16 protein-coding genes are annotated in these 17,007 nt (G+C 36.0%); 9 read left to right on the top strand and 7 right to left on the bottom strand.

Features of this window, described 5'->3' with window-relative positions; genetic code table 11:
- Positions 1 to 28: 28 nt before the first annotated feature.
- Complete coding sequence (thrA, locus tag B3P23_RS01915; protein ID WP_293924087.1) at positions 29 to 2,476, bottom strand: bifunctional aspartate kinase/homoserine dehydrogenase I; 2,448 nt, start codon at positions 2,474 to 2,476, stop codon at positions 29 to 31.
- A 529-nt stretch (positions 2,477 to 3,005) separates the two neighbouring features.
- Here thrA and B3P23_RS01910 point away from each other — a divergent pair.
- Together B3P23_RS01910 and B3P23_RS01905 are read left to right on the top strand one after the other, a co-directional pair.
- Positions 3,006 to 3,590 (top strand): C40 family peptidase, encoded by a 585-nt coding sequence (locus B3P23_RS01910; protein ID WP_045753017.1) that lies wholly within the window; start codon positions 3,006 to 3,008, stop codon positions 3,588 to 3,590.
- A gap of 104 nt (positions 3,591 to 3,694) precedes the next feature.
- Positions 3,695 to 4,207 carry a phosphoribosyltransferase family protein gene (locus B3P23_RS01905; protein WP_045755329.1) on the top strand — a complete coding sequence of 171 codons (513 nt, stop codon included), beginning with the start codon at positions 3,695 to 3,697 and terminating at the stop codon, positions 4,205 to 4,207.
- 77 nt (positions 4,208 to 4,284) lie between these two features.
- Here the strand turns inward: B3P23_RS01905 and B3P23_RS01900 are convergent, their stop codons facing one another.
- The 5 genes from B3P23_RS01900 to B3P23_RS01880 form a co-directional block, all read right to left on the bottom strand.
- Positions 4,285 to 5,751 carry a lytic transglycosylase domain-containing protein gene (locus B3P23_RS01900; RefSeq protein WP_248755725.1) on the bottom strand — a complete coding sequence of 489 codons (1,467 nt, stop codon included), beginning with the start codon at positions 5,749 to 5,751 and terminating at the stop codon, positions 4,285 to 4,287.
- A gap of 155 nt (positions 5,752 to 5,906) precedes the next feature.
- Entirely contained in the window at positions 5,907 to 6,107 is a 201-nt protein-coding gene (locus tag B3P23_RS01895) for a twin-arginine translocase TatA/TatE family subunit (RefSeq protein ID WP_045753019.1), read from the bottom strand.
- 95 nt (positions 6,108 to 6,202) lie between these two features.
- Entirely contained in the window at positions 6,203 to 7,498 is a 1,296-nt protein-coding gene (locus B3P23_RS01890; RefSeq protein ID WP_045753020.1) for a murein hydrolase activator EnvC family protein, read from the bottom strand.
- Positions 7,499 to 7,601: 103 nt separating this feature from the next.
- Positions 7,602 to 8,405, bottom strand: coding sequence for a DUF4292 domain-containing protein (locus B3P23_RS01885; RefSeq protein ID WP_293924082.1), 804 nt, complete (start codon positions 8,403 to 8,405; stop codon positions 7,602 to 7,604).
- Positions 8,383 to 10,092 (bottom strand): tetratricopeptide repeat protein, encoded by a 1,710-nt coding sequence (locus B3P23_RS01880; RefSeq protein WP_293924079.1) that lies wholly within the window; start codon positions 10,090 to 10,092, stop codon positions 8,383 to 8,385. Before B3P23_RS01880 ends, B3P23_RS01885 begins: the two co-directional genes overlap by 23 nt.
- A 272-nt stretch (positions 10,093 to 10,364) precedes the next feature.
- Between B3P23_RS01880 and rplM the strand changes: the two genes are divergently transcribed.
- The 4 genes from rplM to tsf all read left to right on the top strand — a co-directional run bounded on the left by rplM (position 10,365) and on the right by tsf (position 13,054).
- Positions 10,365 to 10,808, top strand: coding sequence for a 50S ribosomal protein L13 (gene rplM / locus B3P23_RS01875; RefSeq protein WP_045753023.1), 444 nt, complete (start codon positions 10,365 to 10,367; stop codon positions 10,806 to 10,808).
- A gap of 11 nt (positions 10,809 to 10,819) precedes the next feature.
- On the top strand, positions 10,820 to 11,206 hold the full coding sequence (gene rpsI, locus B3P23_RS01870) for a 30S ribosomal protein S9 (RefSeq protein ID WP_021188575.1): 387 nt from the start codon (positions 10,820 to 10,822) through the stop codon (positions 11,204 to 11,206).
- An 18-nt stretch (positions 11,207 to 11,224) separates the two neighbouring features.
- Positions 11,225 to 12,022 carry a 30S ribosomal protein S2 gene (rpsB, locus tag B3P23_RS01865; RefSeq protein WP_045753024.1) on the top strand — a complete coding sequence of 266 codons (798 nt, stop codon included), beginning with the start codon at positions 11,225 to 11,227 and terminating at the stop codon, positions 12,020 to 12,022.
- A gap of 195 nt (positions 12,023 to 12,217) precedes the next feature.
- Entirely contained in the window at positions 12,218 to 13,054 is an 837-nt protein-coding gene (tsf, locus tag B3P23_RS01860) for a translation elongation factor Ts (protein WP_045753025.1), read from the top strand.
- A gap of 73 nt (positions 13,055 to 13,127) precedes the next feature.
- Here the strand turns inward: tsf and B3P23_RS01855 are convergent, their stop codons facing one another.
- A complete protein-coding gene (locus tag B3P23_RS01855; RefSeq protein ID WP_281046821.1) occupies positions 13,128 to 13,958 on the bottom strand; it encodes a hypothetical protein in 831 nt (276 codons plus the stop codon).
- Between the two features lie 289 nt (positions 13,959 to 14,247).
- On the opposite strand from B3P23_RS01855, the gene B3P23_RS01850 reads away from it, so the two are divergent.
- From B3P23_RS01850 to B3P23_RS01840, 3 genes are all read left to right on the top strand, one after another.
- On the top strand, positions 14,248 to 15,129 hold the full coding sequence (locus tag B3P23_RS01850; RefSeq protein WP_045755962.1) for an SDR family oxidoreductase: 882 nt from the start codon (positions 14,248 to 14,250) through the stop codon (positions 15,127 to 15,129).
- A gap of 86 nt (positions 15,130 to 15,215) precedes the next feature.
- Positions 15,216 to 16,775 carry a serine hydrolase domain-containing protein gene (locus B3P23_RS01845; RefSeq protein WP_293924073.1) on the top strand — a complete coding sequence of 520 codons (1,560 nt, stop codon included), beginning with the start codon at positions 15,216 to 15,218 and terminating at the stop codon, positions 16,773 to 16,775.
- Positions 16,759 to 16,986: a VF530 family DNA-binding protein gene (locus tag B3P23_RS01840; protein ID WP_045755959.1), complete on the top strand. Its 228-nt coding sequence runs from the start codon at positions 16,759 to 16,761 to the stop codon at positions 16,984 to 16,986. The genes B3P23_RS01845 and B3P23_RS01840 overlap by 17 nt, the downstream gene beginning before the upstream one ends.
- The last annotated feature ends 21 nt before the right edge of the window (positions 16,987 to 17,007 follow it).

Genomic DNA, 17,007 nt, shown 5'->3' with positions numbered 1-17,007 from the left:
AGCAATAACAGGTCTGTGAAACTTTTGATTAAGCGCCTACATTTACTAAATCTGCAAATACTCCTGCAGCTGTTACTTCAGCACCGGCACCAGGTCCTTTAACCACCAATGGTCTTTCTTTGTAACGCTCTGTGGTGAACGAGATAATATTATCACTTCCCGACAGGGCATAGAAAGGATGCTTGTCATCTACGATCTGTACAGAAATAGACACAACTCCATCTTCCAATTTCCCGATATAACGGATCACTTTATTTTCAAGACGAGCCTTTTCTTTTAAGGCCTCAAAATAACTGTTCTCATTTTTAAGTTCTTCATAGAAAGATTCTACTGAATCTGCTTTCAAACATGCCTCAGGCAATATGGCGCCTAAATTGACATCCTCCGCTTCGATGGTATAACCTGCGTCACGCGCTAAAATCAACATTTTACGCATAAAATCGACTCCACCTAAATCGTCACGAGGGTCTGGCTCCGTATAACCCAAATCTTGTGCTTGTTTTACCACATCATAAAAAGATACATCGTCTTTAAAATTATTAAAGATATAAGAGATCGTTCCAGAAAGAATAGCTTCGATTTTAACGATACGGTCACCACTTAACATCAGGTCTTTCAAAACACGCACGATAGGCAGACCAGCACCAACATTGGTTTCATAAAAGAAGTCCACACCATGCTTATGGGCAGTTTCACGTAGTGTTTTATATTGTTCGTACTTTCCAGAATTAGCAATTTTATTACACGTCACGATCGAAATATTAGATTGAAAAATTCCCTCGTAATAAGTAGAAGGCAATCGACTTGCTGTATTATCTATAAATACACAATTTGGAAGATTAAAGCCTTTCATACGTTCTACAAAAACGGCTAGGTCAGCATCTTCCCCTTGCTCCATTAGTTCCGTATCCCAGTTTGCTAAATCAACACCATCTAGTTTAAACAACATTTTCTTGCTATTTGAAATACCGACAACCTTGATCTCAAGATCGTTTTTACTCAACAAGAAATCATATTGACTCTCCAATTGCTTAAATAAAGTAGAACCAATATTTCCTGTTCCCAAATTAAACACATAAAGCGTTTTTTTAAGTTCCGCAAAAAAGGCATCATGCACAGCATTCAGTGCTTTTGATAAATCACTCTTTGAAATAATAACAGATATATTATACTCCGAAGATCCCTGAGCTATAGCACGTACATTGATCCCATTTCTTCCCAAAGAGGAAAATAACCGGCCAGACATTCCTGGAGTTTTTTTCATATTCTCACCTACTATGGCTAAAACAGATAAATTGTTTTCGATCTCTGGTTGGATGAGTTTATTAACTTGTATTTCCAATTCAAACTCATTCTCGATCAAACTCTTGGCGCGTAATGCATCCTCAGGATTGACTGCAAAAGTAATACTGTGCTCAGACGAAGACTGCGTAATCAAAACCACATTGATCTGCTCTCGCGCTAATAAAGTAAATAATCGACCACTAAATCCAGATTTACCAATCATACCCGAACCCGTAAGATTGATAACAGATATTTCTTCGATCGAAGAGATACCTTTTATTGGTAAAGTTGTTTTACCACTTTCAAATTGAATAAAAGTACCTGCAAAATCAGGTTCAAAAGTATTGCGGATAACAATTGGTATTTTCTTTAGAAAAGCAGGAATCATAGTGGGCGGATAGATGACCTTAGCACCAAAATAGGACAACTCCATAGCCTCTGTATAGGATAGAACGGGCAATGAAAATGCTTTTTTAACAATACGTGGATCCGCTGTCAGCATACCATTTACATCTGTCCATATTTCGATCGCTGTTGCATTTAAAATAGAACCAAAGATTGCAGCTGTATAATCTGACCCACCTCTACCTAAAGTTGTCATTCGTCCGTTCTCATTAGATGCTATAAACCCGGTTACAAACATGAGTTTATCGTTATTTGTTAAATACAAAGATTTAACAAGTTGCTCTGTCAACTGGTCATTGACATGTGCATGTCCAAAATGAGAATCGGTTTTAATATAATGCGATGCATCGACAAATAGTGATGCCGCCAAATCTTGTTCCGAAATCTTAGATACCATAAAAGTCGAACAACGTTCGCCATAACTGACGATCAAATCCTTACTTTGTTCGCTCAGCTCCCTTAGCGCATAGATCCCCTGCAATAACTCTTCAATTTCATTGAAAAATAATTTTAGTTTCGTGAATACTGGATTTTGATATTTAACTGTGATTAATTTCTTGATCACCTCAAAGTGCTTGGTTTCGATTAATGCTAAATCTTCATGAAATGATTTTCCTTCAGAAGCATCTACGGCCATTTTACATAATAAATTTGTGACTCCCGACATGGCCGATAAAACTACCAACGGTTGTTCCCCGGAATCATACGATTTCTTCACAATACGAAGTACTGCTTTGATGCTATCTGCAGAGCCTACCGACGTTCCTCCAAATTTTAAAATTTTCATAATGTATACTGTTTAGTTGTTTGTTTTAGAGCATAAAAAAAAACGCCTTCACTCAGAGAGGAAGGCGTTTGCGAAATATCTTGTCTACATTTCTATACAACGAAACTACCTCCTCCTAAGTTTTATCCCGGTGGTAATAATAATCGATGTAATAATTGTAGTCGTTTTCATTCTTTTTTATTTTACTTTCGTAAATATAAGGGATTATTTATCAAGTATCAAAATAAATTAATGTTTTTTTTGATATTTCTTAAGAAAAGATCATCTTATATATAAATAACATATTATTAAGTACTACATGTAATTTTTATAATACACATATACCTGTCGTTGGATGCTTACAATTTATTCTGCCTCGATAAATTGCGTTTCAATAAAAAAAGTGTTAAAAACGTTAAAACTTCGTTAAATACTTGTCATATTTTTTGCAAAGTAAGATGAGTTGTATTATATTCGCAACAGTGATGTCCAAAATAGTTAACATCTAATAATAAAAGAATAAGTTAAAGTTGTACATAAAAGCGATTTAATGAAAACAAAGAAAATATTAGCTTCAATGCTATTTATAGGCTTATGTCTAGTGTCGCAGGCACAATCAACCAAAACCCAATCTAAACCGGAATCAGACCCGGACAATCTCGCTAAAGAATACTTCTCCCAAATCATGGGTGTTGCGGTTTCAGCAACTACAAACACAAAATTATATCAATTTGTTTATGAATGGTTAGGAACTCCTTACCGCTTAGGAGGTGACTCCAAAAGAGGTATCGATTGTTCAAAATTCTCTTTTGAATTGTACGACAAAGTTTTTAATACAACTTTAGGCTATAATAGTCGTAACCAATATTCTCAAATAAAACCAGTAAAGAAAGATGATTTAAAAGCTGGTGACTTGGTGTTCTTTAAGATCAGAAGTAAAAGTATTACGCATGTTGGGGTTTATATTGGTGATAATAAATTTGCCCATGCTTCTTCAAGCAAAGGTGTTATGATTAGCAACTTAGGAGAAGCATATTGGAGACGTTATTATTATGATGGTGGTAGATTACCTGATGATAACAAATCACTTACTGCTGAGATATTAAATGGTGAAAAAGCAGATAAATTCAATTAATTTGATTTTTTCACGCCACGATAAGGAGTCCGAATGTATTGACATTCGGACTTTTTTTTGCAAAGATTTTAGTACTTTTACGCTTAAATAAATTTAATACCATTATGTCGTCAAAGAAAACGCTCATACTAGATAAAGAACAAATCAAACAAAAATCGATACGTATCGCTTATCAGATTTTAGAAGATAATTTTGAAGAAAATACGTTGGTGTTAGTAGGTATTGCGGATAGAGGTTATGTTTTTGCACAACGCTTGCAAAAAATATTAGAAGAAATATCAGATAAAAATATTGAGCTCTTAAAGGTGACGATGAGTAAAACAAGTCGTTCATTAAAAGCAGAGACCGATCAACCCATTGAAGGTGCTAAAAATAAAACCTTAATCTTAGTTGATGATGTATTGAATAGCGGAAGAACGCTTGCTTATGGATTAGGGGTATTCTTAAACGTTCCAATTAAGAAAATGCGTACTGCCGTACTTATTGACCGAAGTCACCCAAAATTCCCTATTGTAAGTGATTATTATGGATTAAAACTATCGACCATCTTGAAGGAACATGTAGAAGTTAATCTGCAAGGTTTTGAAGCAGAAGATGATGCAGCGTGGCTTGTATAAGAGCATAAAACGATATAAAAAATTAAAAGCCTTCCGTATGGAAGGCTTTTAATTTTTTATAAATTGACATCTTGATGCTAACCCTTATTGATTTTCAATTTCATTCCAGGCTTTAGTTTTGTGTGTGATAAATTATTATCCGCTTTCAATTTAGATAGAGACACCCCCTTATTATTCGCTATTTCAGAAAGTGTATCACCTTTCTTGACAGTATATACCAGAACAGTTGACTTTTTGGACGAGCTTGCAGTAGCCTTCTGAGCTAATCGGCTATTTATTCCATTGCTATTGACAACTAAAGAAGTTCCGGCCTTTACAGAAGATCCGCTCACGTTATTCCAAGCTTTTAAATTTTGAACACTAACATCATACTTTCTCGCAATTATAGCCAAGGTTTCTCCTCTACGCACTTGATGGCGACTAGGCTGGGCACTACCTTTACTATTCTTACGAATATCAGCGTCTACAGCCGCAATGGATTGAACAGGAGCTTCTACTGTTGTATTGAGCGCTAGATAAAGTTGATCTTTATTGATGCCGTCACCCAGTGCAGGAATAATTAAACGGCGATGAATTTCATCGGAGCCATTGACTACTCCTTTCTTATAAGCCGGATTAAGCAGTTTTAAGCTCTCTTCTGACACATTTATTGCCTTAGCAACCTCAGCTATCGAAATAAACTTATCAACTTCTAACACCTGCGTATTCAAAGCGATTTCACTTTCCTGAGCTTCGATGCCATGTTCCTGTGCATAGCCTAAGGTATAAGTCATCGCGATGTAAGCAGGAATATAATTTCTGGTTTCCTTAGGTAGATAAGGTGCGACTTCCCAAAATGTAGGTTGAATCTTTCCAGATCTTAAAATCGCACGTTTGACTCCACCCTTTCCACAATTGTAGGAAGCAATCGCTAACAGCCAATCACCAAATTCGGCATAAGCTTCTTTCATATATTTGGCAGCAGCATAACTGGATGCAATAGGATCCTTACGTTCATCAACATACGTATCCATCGTTAAGTTATAAATCTTAGCAGTACCATACATAAATTGCCACGGTCCTGTTGCTCCAACACGTGATACGTCATGAGGATTTAAAGCAGACTCAATAATCGACAGGTATTTTATTTCTTTAGGAACGCCCACTTCAGCCAAAATACGTTCGTAAAGCGGAAAATAATATTGCGCCAGTCCCAGCATTCGGGACATATGCCCAGAATAATTTTTGGAATTGTAAAGATCAATATACTTGCGAACATGTTGGTTGTAGTCTAAGGGGACTTCACGTTCTAAGGAATTTAGTTTTCGAACAACATTGACATCTTCAATATCAAAGACGATCGATTGGGCGTCTTTCTCTCCTATATTAACAAATTTAATGCTGTCAAGCTGTTGTAAGATCGATGCATTTTCACGATCAATACTCGCAGACATAATTGCTTGCGTAGAATTTCTCATCTCATCTATAGACCTTTCTTGTGCACACAAACAATACGTCGTGATGGCTAAGCCTATGGTGAATAGAGTCCTCTTTTTTTCAATCATCTTTTTTAATTATGGTTGACAATTAGAACTAAATCGTCCTAAGAATAAAGTATAATTTTTTTCAAATACGCTTTTCTTTTACAAGATTAGAAATGGTAAAAAATGAAATAAGATTTTACGAAGAGGTAAAATCTTATTTCTAACACACAGCAGAATTATTTATTCTCTGTTGTTTTCTCTTTAGTATCATCTGTAGAATCCTCTTTCTGTCCGTCTTTGAATTCTTTTACACCTTTACCTAATCCACGCATCAATTCAGGAATTTTTTTACCGCCAAATAATAGTAATAATATTACAACGATTATAATTAATTCCTGACCCCCAATACCCATTATTAATAACCCTGATGTCAACATAACTTATGATTTACTGTTTTTCAATATTCTCTTTGAGTATATACACTTATACCTTAAAAACAAATGTACATAATAATTTTTATTTCTATATTTTTTTAATTTGCTAACCAAGATTGTGGATTCATCGGAATTTGACCCTGCCAAACTTGAAAATCCAGTACCGGCGCATCCAGATCAGGATCGTTAGCAACAGTTCCAATAGACTGACCTGCAGACACTTTCTGTCCTTTCGAAACACTAAAACTTGCTAAGTTGCTATACACCGAGAAGAATTCACCATGTGAAATGATGATCACCTTAAGTCCATTCAACGTTAACGTACTTGTTACAGTTCCAGAAAATACCGACTTAACCGTAGCGCCACTTGCTGTTTGTAATTTCAAGGACTCATGGCTCACAGACACGTTTCTTCCTGTCCTATCTGTACCAAAACTTTGTAATATTTTAGCATTGGAAACTGGCCATGGCAATCGTCCGCGATTAGATCTAAAATCAGCCGATAGACGGGCTGCTTCTGGAGTAGCGCGCAACACCTCTGAATCCGACTTACGGGCAGTAGATTTAGATGACTCTTTTTCTTCTACTTTAGTGTCGTTTTTCTTAGCACTTCTTGCCGCAGCAGCTTCTGCAGCTCTACGAGCAGCTTCTTGTCTTCTACGCTCGGCTTCAATCTCTCTTTTAATGATTGCTTGAATGGCAGATCTTAACTTACGCTCCTCTTTTTGTTTCTGCGTAATATCGCGTTTTACACCTCTTTCAGTGGTAATCAAAGAATTTAATTCATTCGAGAAAATAGCACGTTGCTGAGCGATCGTTTTCTTCTCTTGTTCTTGTTCGTTCAATAACTGTTTATGTTTATTACGATCAGCCTGAAGCTGTGCGATCTTTTGTTCAATTTGTTTTTTAGTCCCTTCAATCTCACTCGCCTTTAACTTCCGTGAATCATTGAATTGTTGCAAATATTTTACACGTCGAAACCCTTGATTAAAATCTTTTGAAGCGAAAATAAACATCAATTTATTATAAGCATTACGGTTTCGAAACGCAAACATGATCATTTTCTCATAATCGTTGCGCATCTTTTCCAACTCAGCCTTCAATTTATCAACAGCAGCAGTATTGACATTAATCTGGCGATTAATCAAACTGAGTTCAGAACTAATGGTAGTAATTTTTTCTTGACGAAGATTAATCTGACTACTCAGCGCACTCACCTGCTTCTGCGTCAATATCTTTTCCGTCGTAGTCTCCTTAAGCGTCTTTTGAAGTTCCGCTATTTCACGATTTATTTTTTCACGTTTCTTTTCAAGCTCCGCCCGGGTTTGTGAAAAACCGATTCCAAGCATCAAAAAAAACGCAAGTAGACTTAGTATTATCTTTTTTAAATTCATCTATAGTAATCTTTTACTAGCAGTTGAGTCCGAATTAACATCTTTTCATTAAAAACAGTCCCAGATGCGAAAGTAATAAATCTTAAGGATTATCGTGCTAACATTAATGAATTACTTTGTATTTGTTGGAGATTGTAAAAGGCATTTCCAGTGCCTCATTGAACGATACTCTGCTATAATTAAAGTTAGCGCTTATAGCGGTATCACCTCCCGAAATCAGTAATTCAAGTGCCATCGGAAACAACATCCCTCCGTTATTTGAATAGCCTGCATAATTTGCTTCCAATTTTTGTCCCTTAGCAACTTGTTCTAAGCTAAACGAGTCCAATTTATTTTGTTGGTTCACTACATACCTATAAGTAAGTTCATTCTTTTGACCCTTCAATTGCATCGGTATACTTTTTTGATCCACTTCAAAATTATTGGCATTTAACAGATTTGTAGAAAAATTCGCCAAAAGCAGATCTTGTACATTTGCAAAAGTCAAATCCTCACTTGCATATTGGTACAAGTAACTAAATGGTTTTCCAGTATATTCACCTTGAAATTTATTTAATATCTGAACACTATCCGGTGTAATCAAAACTCGCCCAACCTCAATACCTAACAATGCAGTAATAGAAATCCATATTTTCTTATCTTTCTCTATTCTGATATTCACCGTTGCATCTTGAGAAGATTTTCCAATGCTTATTTTACTCTTAGCTTTGCCCGAGAACGTCGTAAACTCCAAGTTAGATAATAAAAATTTTTGCGCAATTTCGGTCTTAGAATCTTCCTTATCTATCGTCAGAATCTCCACAGGATCACTCTCCACTTTCGCAACTTTCTTCTTCGTACTACAAGACGCAAATATTAAAAGCACGGCCATTATAGCAATAGATCTACTCCACATAAGCTTTCGCATTTATTTTTTCTTTTAACTTATCCAAGTCTATTTCTGATTGACCACCTCTACTTAACGCTAGTTTCCATTGCTTCATTGCTTCTGCAGGTTTTTTATTTTTAATTAGAATATCACCATAGTGCTCTAATAAAACTGCAGAAATCGTATTTGAATTTTTAATAGCTTTTTCGATCCAGACCAAAGCATCAGCATACTTACCCTGTTTAAATAGCACCCAAGCATACGTATCCTCTAAGGTTGCATCATTTGGTCTCAACTTATTTGCAGTTTCAGCAAAATGGGCCGCATCTTCTAAATCCTGATTTCTTAACGACAAATAATAGGCTAAATTGTTCATAGCACTTACATTTGTACTATCTAGATGAATCGCTTCTCTATAGGCCACATCCGACGCTGATTCCATTTTAAGTGAATGGTAGATATCACCCAGTCCGCTATATATATTGGATTGAAAAATAGCATTTTCATTTTGCCCATTATTCAGTGCAGCTTCCATCAAATTACGAGCAAGCTCATAATTACCCTTTAATGTATAGGCAATCGAACTGAAATACAAGATAACAGGATTGTTTGGGATATTGTGTAAAGCCTCTCCCCCATGCGCTATCGCTTGATCATACTGCTCCATGGCCAGATCGACATTGATCAACATCCGCCAAGCGTCAATTTGATAGGGATTGATCCCTACGGCAATCGAAAATGATGATTGTGCACCAACAAGGTCATTACGCATCCAGTTTACTTGCCCTTTTGCGACATGGCTTTCTGCTACACGCGGATGCATATCTACTAAAATATTCGCCAGCTCTTGCGCCTGATCGAGTGTGAAGCTGCTATTCGGAGCCAAGAGGGATAAAATAATTCTATTTTTTTCCGAAAAATCAATAGTTTTAGACGAAAAAGCCTGTTTTAAGTATTCAAATGAAAGTTTTCCTTTACCCGATAAACGATATTCATCAGCTAAATCCAAAAAAAGATAATCATCCTTAGTATTTAAAACACCCGCATTCAAAACAGCAAGTGATTTTTTAGGCTCTTTATTTTCACGATACGCCTGCGCCAATTGACTATATACTTGTGCTAAAGGAGATTTTTTATTAGCCCAAGGTTCCAAAACATTGATTACAGCAGGAAAATCGTTTTTATCCAATAACAAAGTAGCCCCAATGACATCCAATGTATCAGTAGCACCGGCCGATTCACGGACATTTTTATAACGTGCAAAAGCCTCTTCCTTTTGTTCATTATTGAACAATAACATGATTTTTTCCCTATTTAATGCAGCGATATTGACATGATCCTTATTCATTAACATATCCAATGACCGGATTGCACTTGCTAGGTCGCCTTTACCCTTATTGACATCAATACTAAAACTTAAATATTCGTTTTTAGGATCTATTTCGAGCGCTTTATTTACTTCCTCCAGAGCACGATCAGCATTTCTCATCTGTCCAAATAATACTGCCTTCGTAAAATAAACGTCATCTGCTTTGGGATAACGCGTTGTAATCGCATCTAACGAATCCATCGCCTGTTTATAATCACCCTTTCTTAAAAAAGCTTCTATATTTTTTAATTGTTGCGAATAAGGTTTTTCTGGGATACTATTTTGTGCTAATGCTGTTTCTCCAGCTGCAGATAACATTGTTACTAATAGCGCATACTTCAAATATTTTTTAAACATAAATAATCCTTCTCGTTCACCAATTACTGTGTTAATTATGTTGCAATATACTAATAAACGACAATTGTAAATAACGGTATTGCAATTCAATGGGTTATTTTTGACGATCTCCTTATTTTAAACTAGAGTAAAACATACTTTGGATAATGAAAGTCCCTAAAATAAAGTAAAATAGATTTTCGTAATCAAAAAATTAAAAGTACCTTTGCAGACCCTTGAGATACAGGGAAAAGAAGTGAATAAAATATTATTAATTATTTAATTAAAAGCAAGTGAATACGTTAAGTTACAAAACTGTCTCTGCCAACAAGAACACCATCAACAAAGAATGGATCGTTGTTGATGCTGAAGGCGAGATTTTGGGGCGCTTGGCAAGCGAAATTGCGAAAGTAATTCGCGGAAAGCACAAGCCATCGTTTACCCCTCACGTAGATTGCGGAGATAATGTTATCGTTATCAATGCAGAAAAAATTAGATTGACAGGTAATAAATTGGGCGACAAAACTTACGTTCGCTACACGGGATACCCGGGTGGTCAACGTTTCATCACTCCAAAAGAATTATTGGCAAAACACCCTGAGCGCATCATTGAGAAAGCTGTTCGTGGTATGCTTCCTAAAAACCGTTTAGGTCGTCAATTGTTTAAAAATCTTTATGTTTATGCTGGAACTGAGCACAAACAAGAGGCTCAAAATCCAAAACCAGTTAAATTTTAAGGAGAATCGACATGTCAACAACTAATACTTCAGGAAGAAGAAAAACTGCTGTTGCCCGCATTTACTTAACTGCTGGTAGCGGAGTCCTTACTATTAATGGTAAAGACTACAAAGAATATTTCCCAACATTGCCATTGCAATACATTGTTACTCAATCATTAGAAGTAGCAGGTCAAGCTGGGAATTTTGATGCGAAAGTGAACGTTAATGGAGGTGGTGTAAAAGGACAAGCTGAGGCTGTTCGTTTGGCTATTGCGAAAGCATTAGTTGAATTAGACCCAGAAGTTAAACCAGCTTTACGTGCTAAAGGTTTAGTAACACGTGATGACCGTATGGTTGAGCGTAAAAAACCAGGACGCAAGAAAGCTCGTAAGAGATTCCAATTCAGTAAACGTTAATCAAAGGAGGATCAAAAAATGGCAAGAACAACTTATCAAGACTTATTGGATGCAGGTGTGCACTTTGGTCACCTTACTCGTAAATGGGATCCGAAAATGGCTAAGTACATTTTCATGGAACGCAACGGGATCCACATTATTGACTTGAACAAAACGCTTACGAAATTGGAAGAAGCTGCATCAGCTATCAAACAAATCGTAAAATCAGGTCGTAAGGTTTTATTCGTAGCAACGAAAAAACAAGCAAAAGAAATTATCGCTCAACAAGCGAAGGCAGTTAACATGCCTTTCGTTACGGAAAGATGGTTAGGTGGTATGCTTACAAACTTCACAACAGTGCGTAAGTCTATCAAAAAAATGTCTACTATTGACAAAATGCAAAAAGATGGTACATATGATGTATTATCTAAAAAAGAGAAGTTGATGATTCAACGTGAGCGTATCAAATTAGAATCTCTATTAGGAGGTATTGCTGATTTGAACCGTTTACCGGCTGCTTTATTCATCATCGATGTGAAAAAAGAACACATCGCTGTAACTGAAGCAATCAAGTTAAACATCCCTACTTTTGCAATGGTAGATACAAACTCTGACCCTTCAAACATTGATTTCCCAATCCCTGCAAATGATGACGCTAGTAAATCGATTAGCTTAATCGCTGGAATCATTGGTCAAGCAATCCAAGAAGGTTTGGACGAACGTAAACGTGATAAAGAAGACGAAGCAGAAAAAGAAGCAGCTGCAGCTAAAGCTAAAGTTGATACTACTGAAGCTTCAGAAGCTAAACGTCCTCGTAAAGCGAAAGACGGAGAATAATATTTTTTATTCCAAACCGGATAGCGTAGCGTTGGTTTCTGGAAAAGAATTCTTTTCTTGGACTAACCTATCTGTCCGGTTTTTTGGTTTAACATTGCTCTAAAAAGAAATGGTAAACTTTATATTAACTTAACAAGAGTTAGGTTAATATTGTCAAGAAAATAATAAGTCAAAAATTTAAAAAAGAAATATATCATGTCAGTACAAATTTCTGCATCAGATGTAAACAAGTTGCGTCAACAAACAGGCGCAGGTATGATGGATTGTAAAAAAGCGTTAGTAGAAGCAAACGGTGATTTTGAAGCTGCTGTTGATTACTTACGTAAAAAAGGAGCTAAAGTTGCTGCTAGCCGTCAAGACCGTGATTCTAACGAAGGTGTTATCATTGCTAAAGCTGCTACTGATGGTAAATCAGGTATCGTAGTTGAAGTAAACTGTGAGACAGATTTCGTAGCTAAAAATGCTGATTTCGTAGCTTTCGCTGAGTCAGTTGCTGAAGTTGCTTTGGCTAACAAACCTGCTTCTTTAGAAGACTTAAAAGCGTTAGAAATCGGTGGTACTAAAATCGCTGATTTATTAATCGATCAAACAGGTAAAATCGGTGAGAAAATTGACGTTTCTAAATATGAAACTATTTCTGCTGAGAAAGTTGTTGCTTATATCCACGCAAACTACCGTTTAGGTGTTTTAGTAGGTTTATCAGCTGCTGCTGATGGTGTTGAAGAAGCGGGTAAAGATGTAGCTATGCAAATCGCTGCAATGAACCCTATCGCTATCGATAAAGATGGTGTAGATTCACATACTATTGAGCGTGAAATGGCTATTGCTAAAGAACAAATCATCGCTGAAGGAAAACCTGCTGAAATGGCAGAAAAAATCGCTGCTGGTAAATTGAATAAATTCTACAAAGAAACAACTTTGTTGAACCAAGAATTCGTTAAAGATAACTCTAAATCTATCGCACAATTCTTAGATTCAGTTTCTAAAGGTTTAACAGTTACAGCGTTCAAACGTGTTCAATTAGGAGCATAATTAACGCTATTCAATAAAGAAGACCTATTTCCAAAAGAGATAGGTCTTCTTATTTTAATTCAAAACTATATCATTAAAATTCATTTGCAGAAAACCAGTTTTTCAACATCTGCATCTCCTTTTCCTTATTTTCCATCATCACCCGTTCCATTTCTTTCCTATCTTCCTCTCTTAAATTTTTTAAAAACGGATGCTGAACAAAAACATTCAAATCATCTGCTTTTATAGAATCAACCGTTTTAAAATACTTAATCATTATCGGGGTAGCCTCAAAATAGAAATACTCACTCACAGGAATAAAATTTCTTAACATTTTATAGTAAATTTTATTACAGCCCAGATCTTTCAGTAAAGGATATAAAATCTTATCTTTTGATGAATTTATAATTCTAATTTTATAAACATCATCATAAACCCGCTCCCCATACCGGATATATAATCCAAGTAAAAATGAATATTTCCTACTTTCATCTTTATCAAAATTTTCGTCAATCAAATGACCATCATCGGTATAAAACGTATTAAAATGTTGAGCCAATTGTGGATTATTCAATTCGCTTTGAATATCATTATATATTTTTTTTTCAATTTTCACCTGATAATTATCTTCTAAAAATGCAGCTAAATACGTGAACAATGCTTTTTCTGAAGAACCATATTCATCAATATTAATTTCCTTATTACGACCATTAAACCGATCCAAATAATCACTAAAAGTGCCCAACATAAAATAATCAGGTATCACATTTAATTTATAATTAGTAGAATCTTGCCATTTATGTAAATTAGATCTCATTCCAGGTATCGTATTTTTTGCACCTGATCCAAACAGCTGCCGTACATGCTGTCCAAAACTAGGTAGCCCAATAAGCAGGATAGCCATGATAAAGATATACTTCTTCATAATTTTAAAATTTAGGTCAAACAAATATACTTTTTATTTTATATCAATCCATTACAATCTACCTCTTCAATCTACATGATTCACAGTTGCTTATTTCAATTTATTTACCTTTCAAAAACTCATTAAAATGAAGTAAGCTATGTTAAATAGAATAAACAGAATTAATCAAAATCAACTTTAGAAATTAAAGAGATCAAATTATTACGTTTAAAATAAATAGTACCAAAAGCACATATTTTTTGTAAATTGGTTGATAACATTGATTATACATCACTAAATGATATCCAAAATGAGTACGACACAAGGCATGCTTCGTGATGATGCATTAAAAGGAAAAAACATTTTAATTACCGGCGGTGGTACTGGGCTTGGTAAAGCCATGACCAGATATTTTTTACAATTAGGTGCCCAATGCCTGATCACGAGCCGCAAAGATGATGTCATACAGCAAACCGCAACAGAACTAAGTCAAGAAACAAAAGGTAGGTGCATCGCTATAGCATGCGATGTCCGTGATTATGAATCTGTAGAGAAAGTCATCGCTTTTGGTATTCAAGAACTAGGTTCCATTGATGTTCTGGTCAATAATGCTGCTGGAAATTTCATATCCCCTACAGAAAGACTAAGCCACCGTGCATTTGAATCTGTCTTAGGAATTGTCCTACAAGGTACCATTAACTGCACCTTAGCTCTTGGAAAAATCTGGATTGCCAATAAAGATCAAGATAAAACGATTTTGAATATTGTGACTACCTATGCAAGTACAGGTTCAGGATATGTAGTTCCTTCAGCTTGCGCCAAATCAGGCGTATTGGCGATGACAAGATCATTAGCCGTAGAATGGGGACGTAAAGGGATTCGATTGAATGCCATTGCACCAGGCCCCTTTCATACCACTGGCGCTTTTGACCGTCTTTTTCCAAGCAACCTAAGTGAAACCCTCAACCCTATCAATAGAATTCCATTAGGTCGCACGGGCGACTTACAAGAACTGGCCAATTTAGCGGCATATCTCGTATCTGATTATTCAGCTTATGTCAATGGTGATGTCATCACGATAGATGGTGGAGAATGGCTAAAAGGTGCCGGAGAATTCAATGGACTCGATGCGGTGACTGATGAACAGTGGGATACGGTAGAAAAATTGACCCGAGGAGCAAAAAGCACTTAAACTAGCGCGAATAAATACGATTGTTTTTTATACAAAGGCTAGACAATTGTTGTTTTATTTAGATATTTGACAATAATAACACAGGAATGAAAAAAATAGCCTTCATAACACTCCTATTTTTTAGCGGATCGTCTTTATCTGCCCAGCAAATAGCAGAAAATACCGTAGACTCTCTCGTTCAAAAAGCATTGTCCGCTTTTAATGTACCCGGAATTGCAGTAGGTATTGTCAAAGACAATCAAGTCATCTTGGCCAAAGGATACGGTATTGCAGATTTAAACAGAAAAAACAAGGTTTATGCAAGTACAAATTTCGGTATTGCATCTAATTCCAAAGCTTTTACAACATCTGCACTAGCGATCTTGGTTGATGAAGGGAAAATTAATTGGGATGATCGAGTTCAAAAATATATCCCCGAATTCAAATTATATAATGACTACGTCAGTCAAAATTTTACGATTCGAGATTTGCTGACCCATAGAAGTGGTTTAGGCTTAGGAGCAGGAGATTTAATGATCTGGCCAGACGGACATGACTTTAGCCCAAAAGACATCGTCCATAATATCCAGTTTTTAAAACCAACTTCCGCCTTTCGTACAAAATATGATTATGACAATCTTTTATACATCATCGCTGGAGAAGTATTAGAAAAAGTATCTGGACAACAGTGGCAAGAATTTATTCAACAAAGAATTTTTAAACCACTAGAGATGAATCATTCAGCTCCAAACTGGAACTTATTAATGGATCGAGACGATGTCATTTCCCCTCACGTACCGATAGATGGAAAAAATCAAGTTAGCACACGATATACCAATACAATCTTAGATGCGGCTGGTGGAATATACTCAAATGTTGAAGACCTCAACAAATGGATGATCTTTCATCTAAATAATGGGGAGCATCAAGGAAAACAATTGATATCTAAAAAACAACTGAAAGAATTGACGAGTCCCCAGACCATTATGCCGGTGCGGACCACTGCACCATACCACTCCCTATTTAAGAATTACGGACTAGGATTTGTCCTTACAGATGTAGCAGGAAAATTGGAAGTTTCGCATACCGGAGGTTTAGAAGGGATTGTCACTCAAATCGTTATGATTCCACAATTAAAGCTAGGCATTGTCGTATTGACCAATCAACAAGAAGGTGCTGCATTCACTGCCATAAGCAACAGTATAAAAGATTTCTACCTAGGTATTCCAGATCAACATTGGATCACGACCTATCAAGATCTGATCGCAAAAAATAATGCCGATGCCGATCTCATCACGCAAAAAACATGGCAGATCGTAGATGAGCATAAAAATATAAAAAATCAGCACCATCAAACCATAGAAGGCACATATAATGATAATTGGCTTGGGGAAGTAGCCATTCATATGAATAAAAATGGACAGTTAGAATTTATTTCTAAACGTTCGCCACAGCTCACTGGGGAACTATTCTATTATCAAGACAACACCTATGCTGTCAAATGGTATAATCGCTTTATGTATGCTGATGCATTTGTATATATGGACATTCAAGACAATCAGGTCGCTGGATTTACAATGAAACCGATTTCTCCGCAGACAGATTTCAGTTTTGACTTTCAAGATCTCAATTTTAAAAAACAGACAAACAATGGAACAAAAAAATAACCCACTTCATGGACAACGATTGGATACCATATTAGAATACCTAGTTGCCTACTTTGGAGGTTGGGAAGGCTTAGGTGAGCGCATCAACGTCAAATGCTTCAATGAAAATCCAAGTATGAAATCTTCACTCGTTTTTTTAAGAAAAACACCTTGGGCAAGAAAAAAGGTAGAAGAATTGTATCTCAAGATATATCAGTACGAAAGTAAATAGTTGCGATAATGGGATCCACCT

It is taken from the genome of Sphingobacterium sp. UBA6320 (assembly GCF_002440335.1).
Classification (GTDB): domain Bacteria; phylum Bacteroidota; class Bacteroidia; order Sphingobacteriales; family Sphingobacteriaceae; genus Sphingobacterium.
This window is presented reverse-complemented; position numbering and strand designations above follow the sequence as displayed.

Bases quoted from the DNA above. Each gene is read 5' to 3' on its own strand.
- B3P23_RS01840 (WP_045755959.1), top strand. From the start codon at position 16,759: ATGGAACAAAAAAATAACCCACTTCATGGACAACGATTGGATACCATA.
- B3P23_RS01895 (WP_045753019.1), bottom strand. From the start codon at position 6,107: ATGTTGACATCAGGGTTATTAATAATGGGTATTGGGGGTCAGGAATTA.
- B3P23_RS01880 (WP_293924079.1), bottom strand. From the start codon at position 10,092: ATGTTTAAAAAATATTTGAAGTATGCGCTATTAGTAACAATGTTATCT.
- B3P23_RS01850 (WP_045755962.1), top strand. From the start codon at position 14,248: ATGAGTACGACACAAGGCATGCTTCGTGATGATGCATTAAAAGGAAAA.
- thrA (WP_293924087.1), bottom strand. From the start codon at position 2,476: ATGAAAATTTTAAAATTTGGAGGAACGTCGGTAGGCTCTGCAGATAGC.
- B3P23_RS01905 (WP_045755329.1), top strand. From the start codon at position 3,695: ATGTCGTCAAAGAAAACGCTCATACTAGATAAAGAACAAATCAAACAA.
- B3P23_RS01890 (WP_045753020.1), bottom strand. From the start codon at position 7,498: ATGAATTTAAAAAAGATAATACTAAGTCTACTTGCGTTTTTTTTGATG.
- B3P23_RS01855 (WP_281046821.1), bottom strand. From the start codon at position 13,958: ATGAAGAAGTATATCTTTATCATGGCTATCCTGCTTATTGGGCTACCT.
- B3P23_RS01900 (WP_248755725.1), bottom strand. From the start codon at position 5,751: ATGATTGAAAAAAAGAGGACTCTATTCACCATAGGCTTAGCCATCACG.
- B3P23_RS01885 (WP_293924082.1), bottom strand. From the start codon at position 8,405: ATGCGAAAGCTTATGTGGAGTAGATCTATTGCTATAATGGCCGTGCTT.
- tsf (WP_045753025.1), top strand. From the start codon at position 12,218: ATGTCAGTACAAATTTCTGCATCAGATGTAAACAAGTTGCGTCAACAA.
- B3P23_RS01845 (WP_293924073.1), top strand. From the start codon at position 15,216: ATGAAAAAAATAGCCTTCATAACACTCCTATTTTTTAGCGGATCGTCT.
- rpsB (WP_045753024.1), top strand. From the start codon at position 11,225: ATGGCAAGAACAACTTATCAAGACTTATTGGATGCAGGTGTGCACTTT.
- B3P23_RS01910 (WP_045753017.1), top strand. From the start codon at position 3,006: ATGAAAACAAAGAAAATATTAGCTTCAATGCTATTTATAGGCTTATGT.
- rpsI (WP_021188575.1), top strand. From the start codon at position 10,820: ATGTCAACAACTAATACTTCAGGAAGAAGAAAAACTGCTGTTGCCCGC.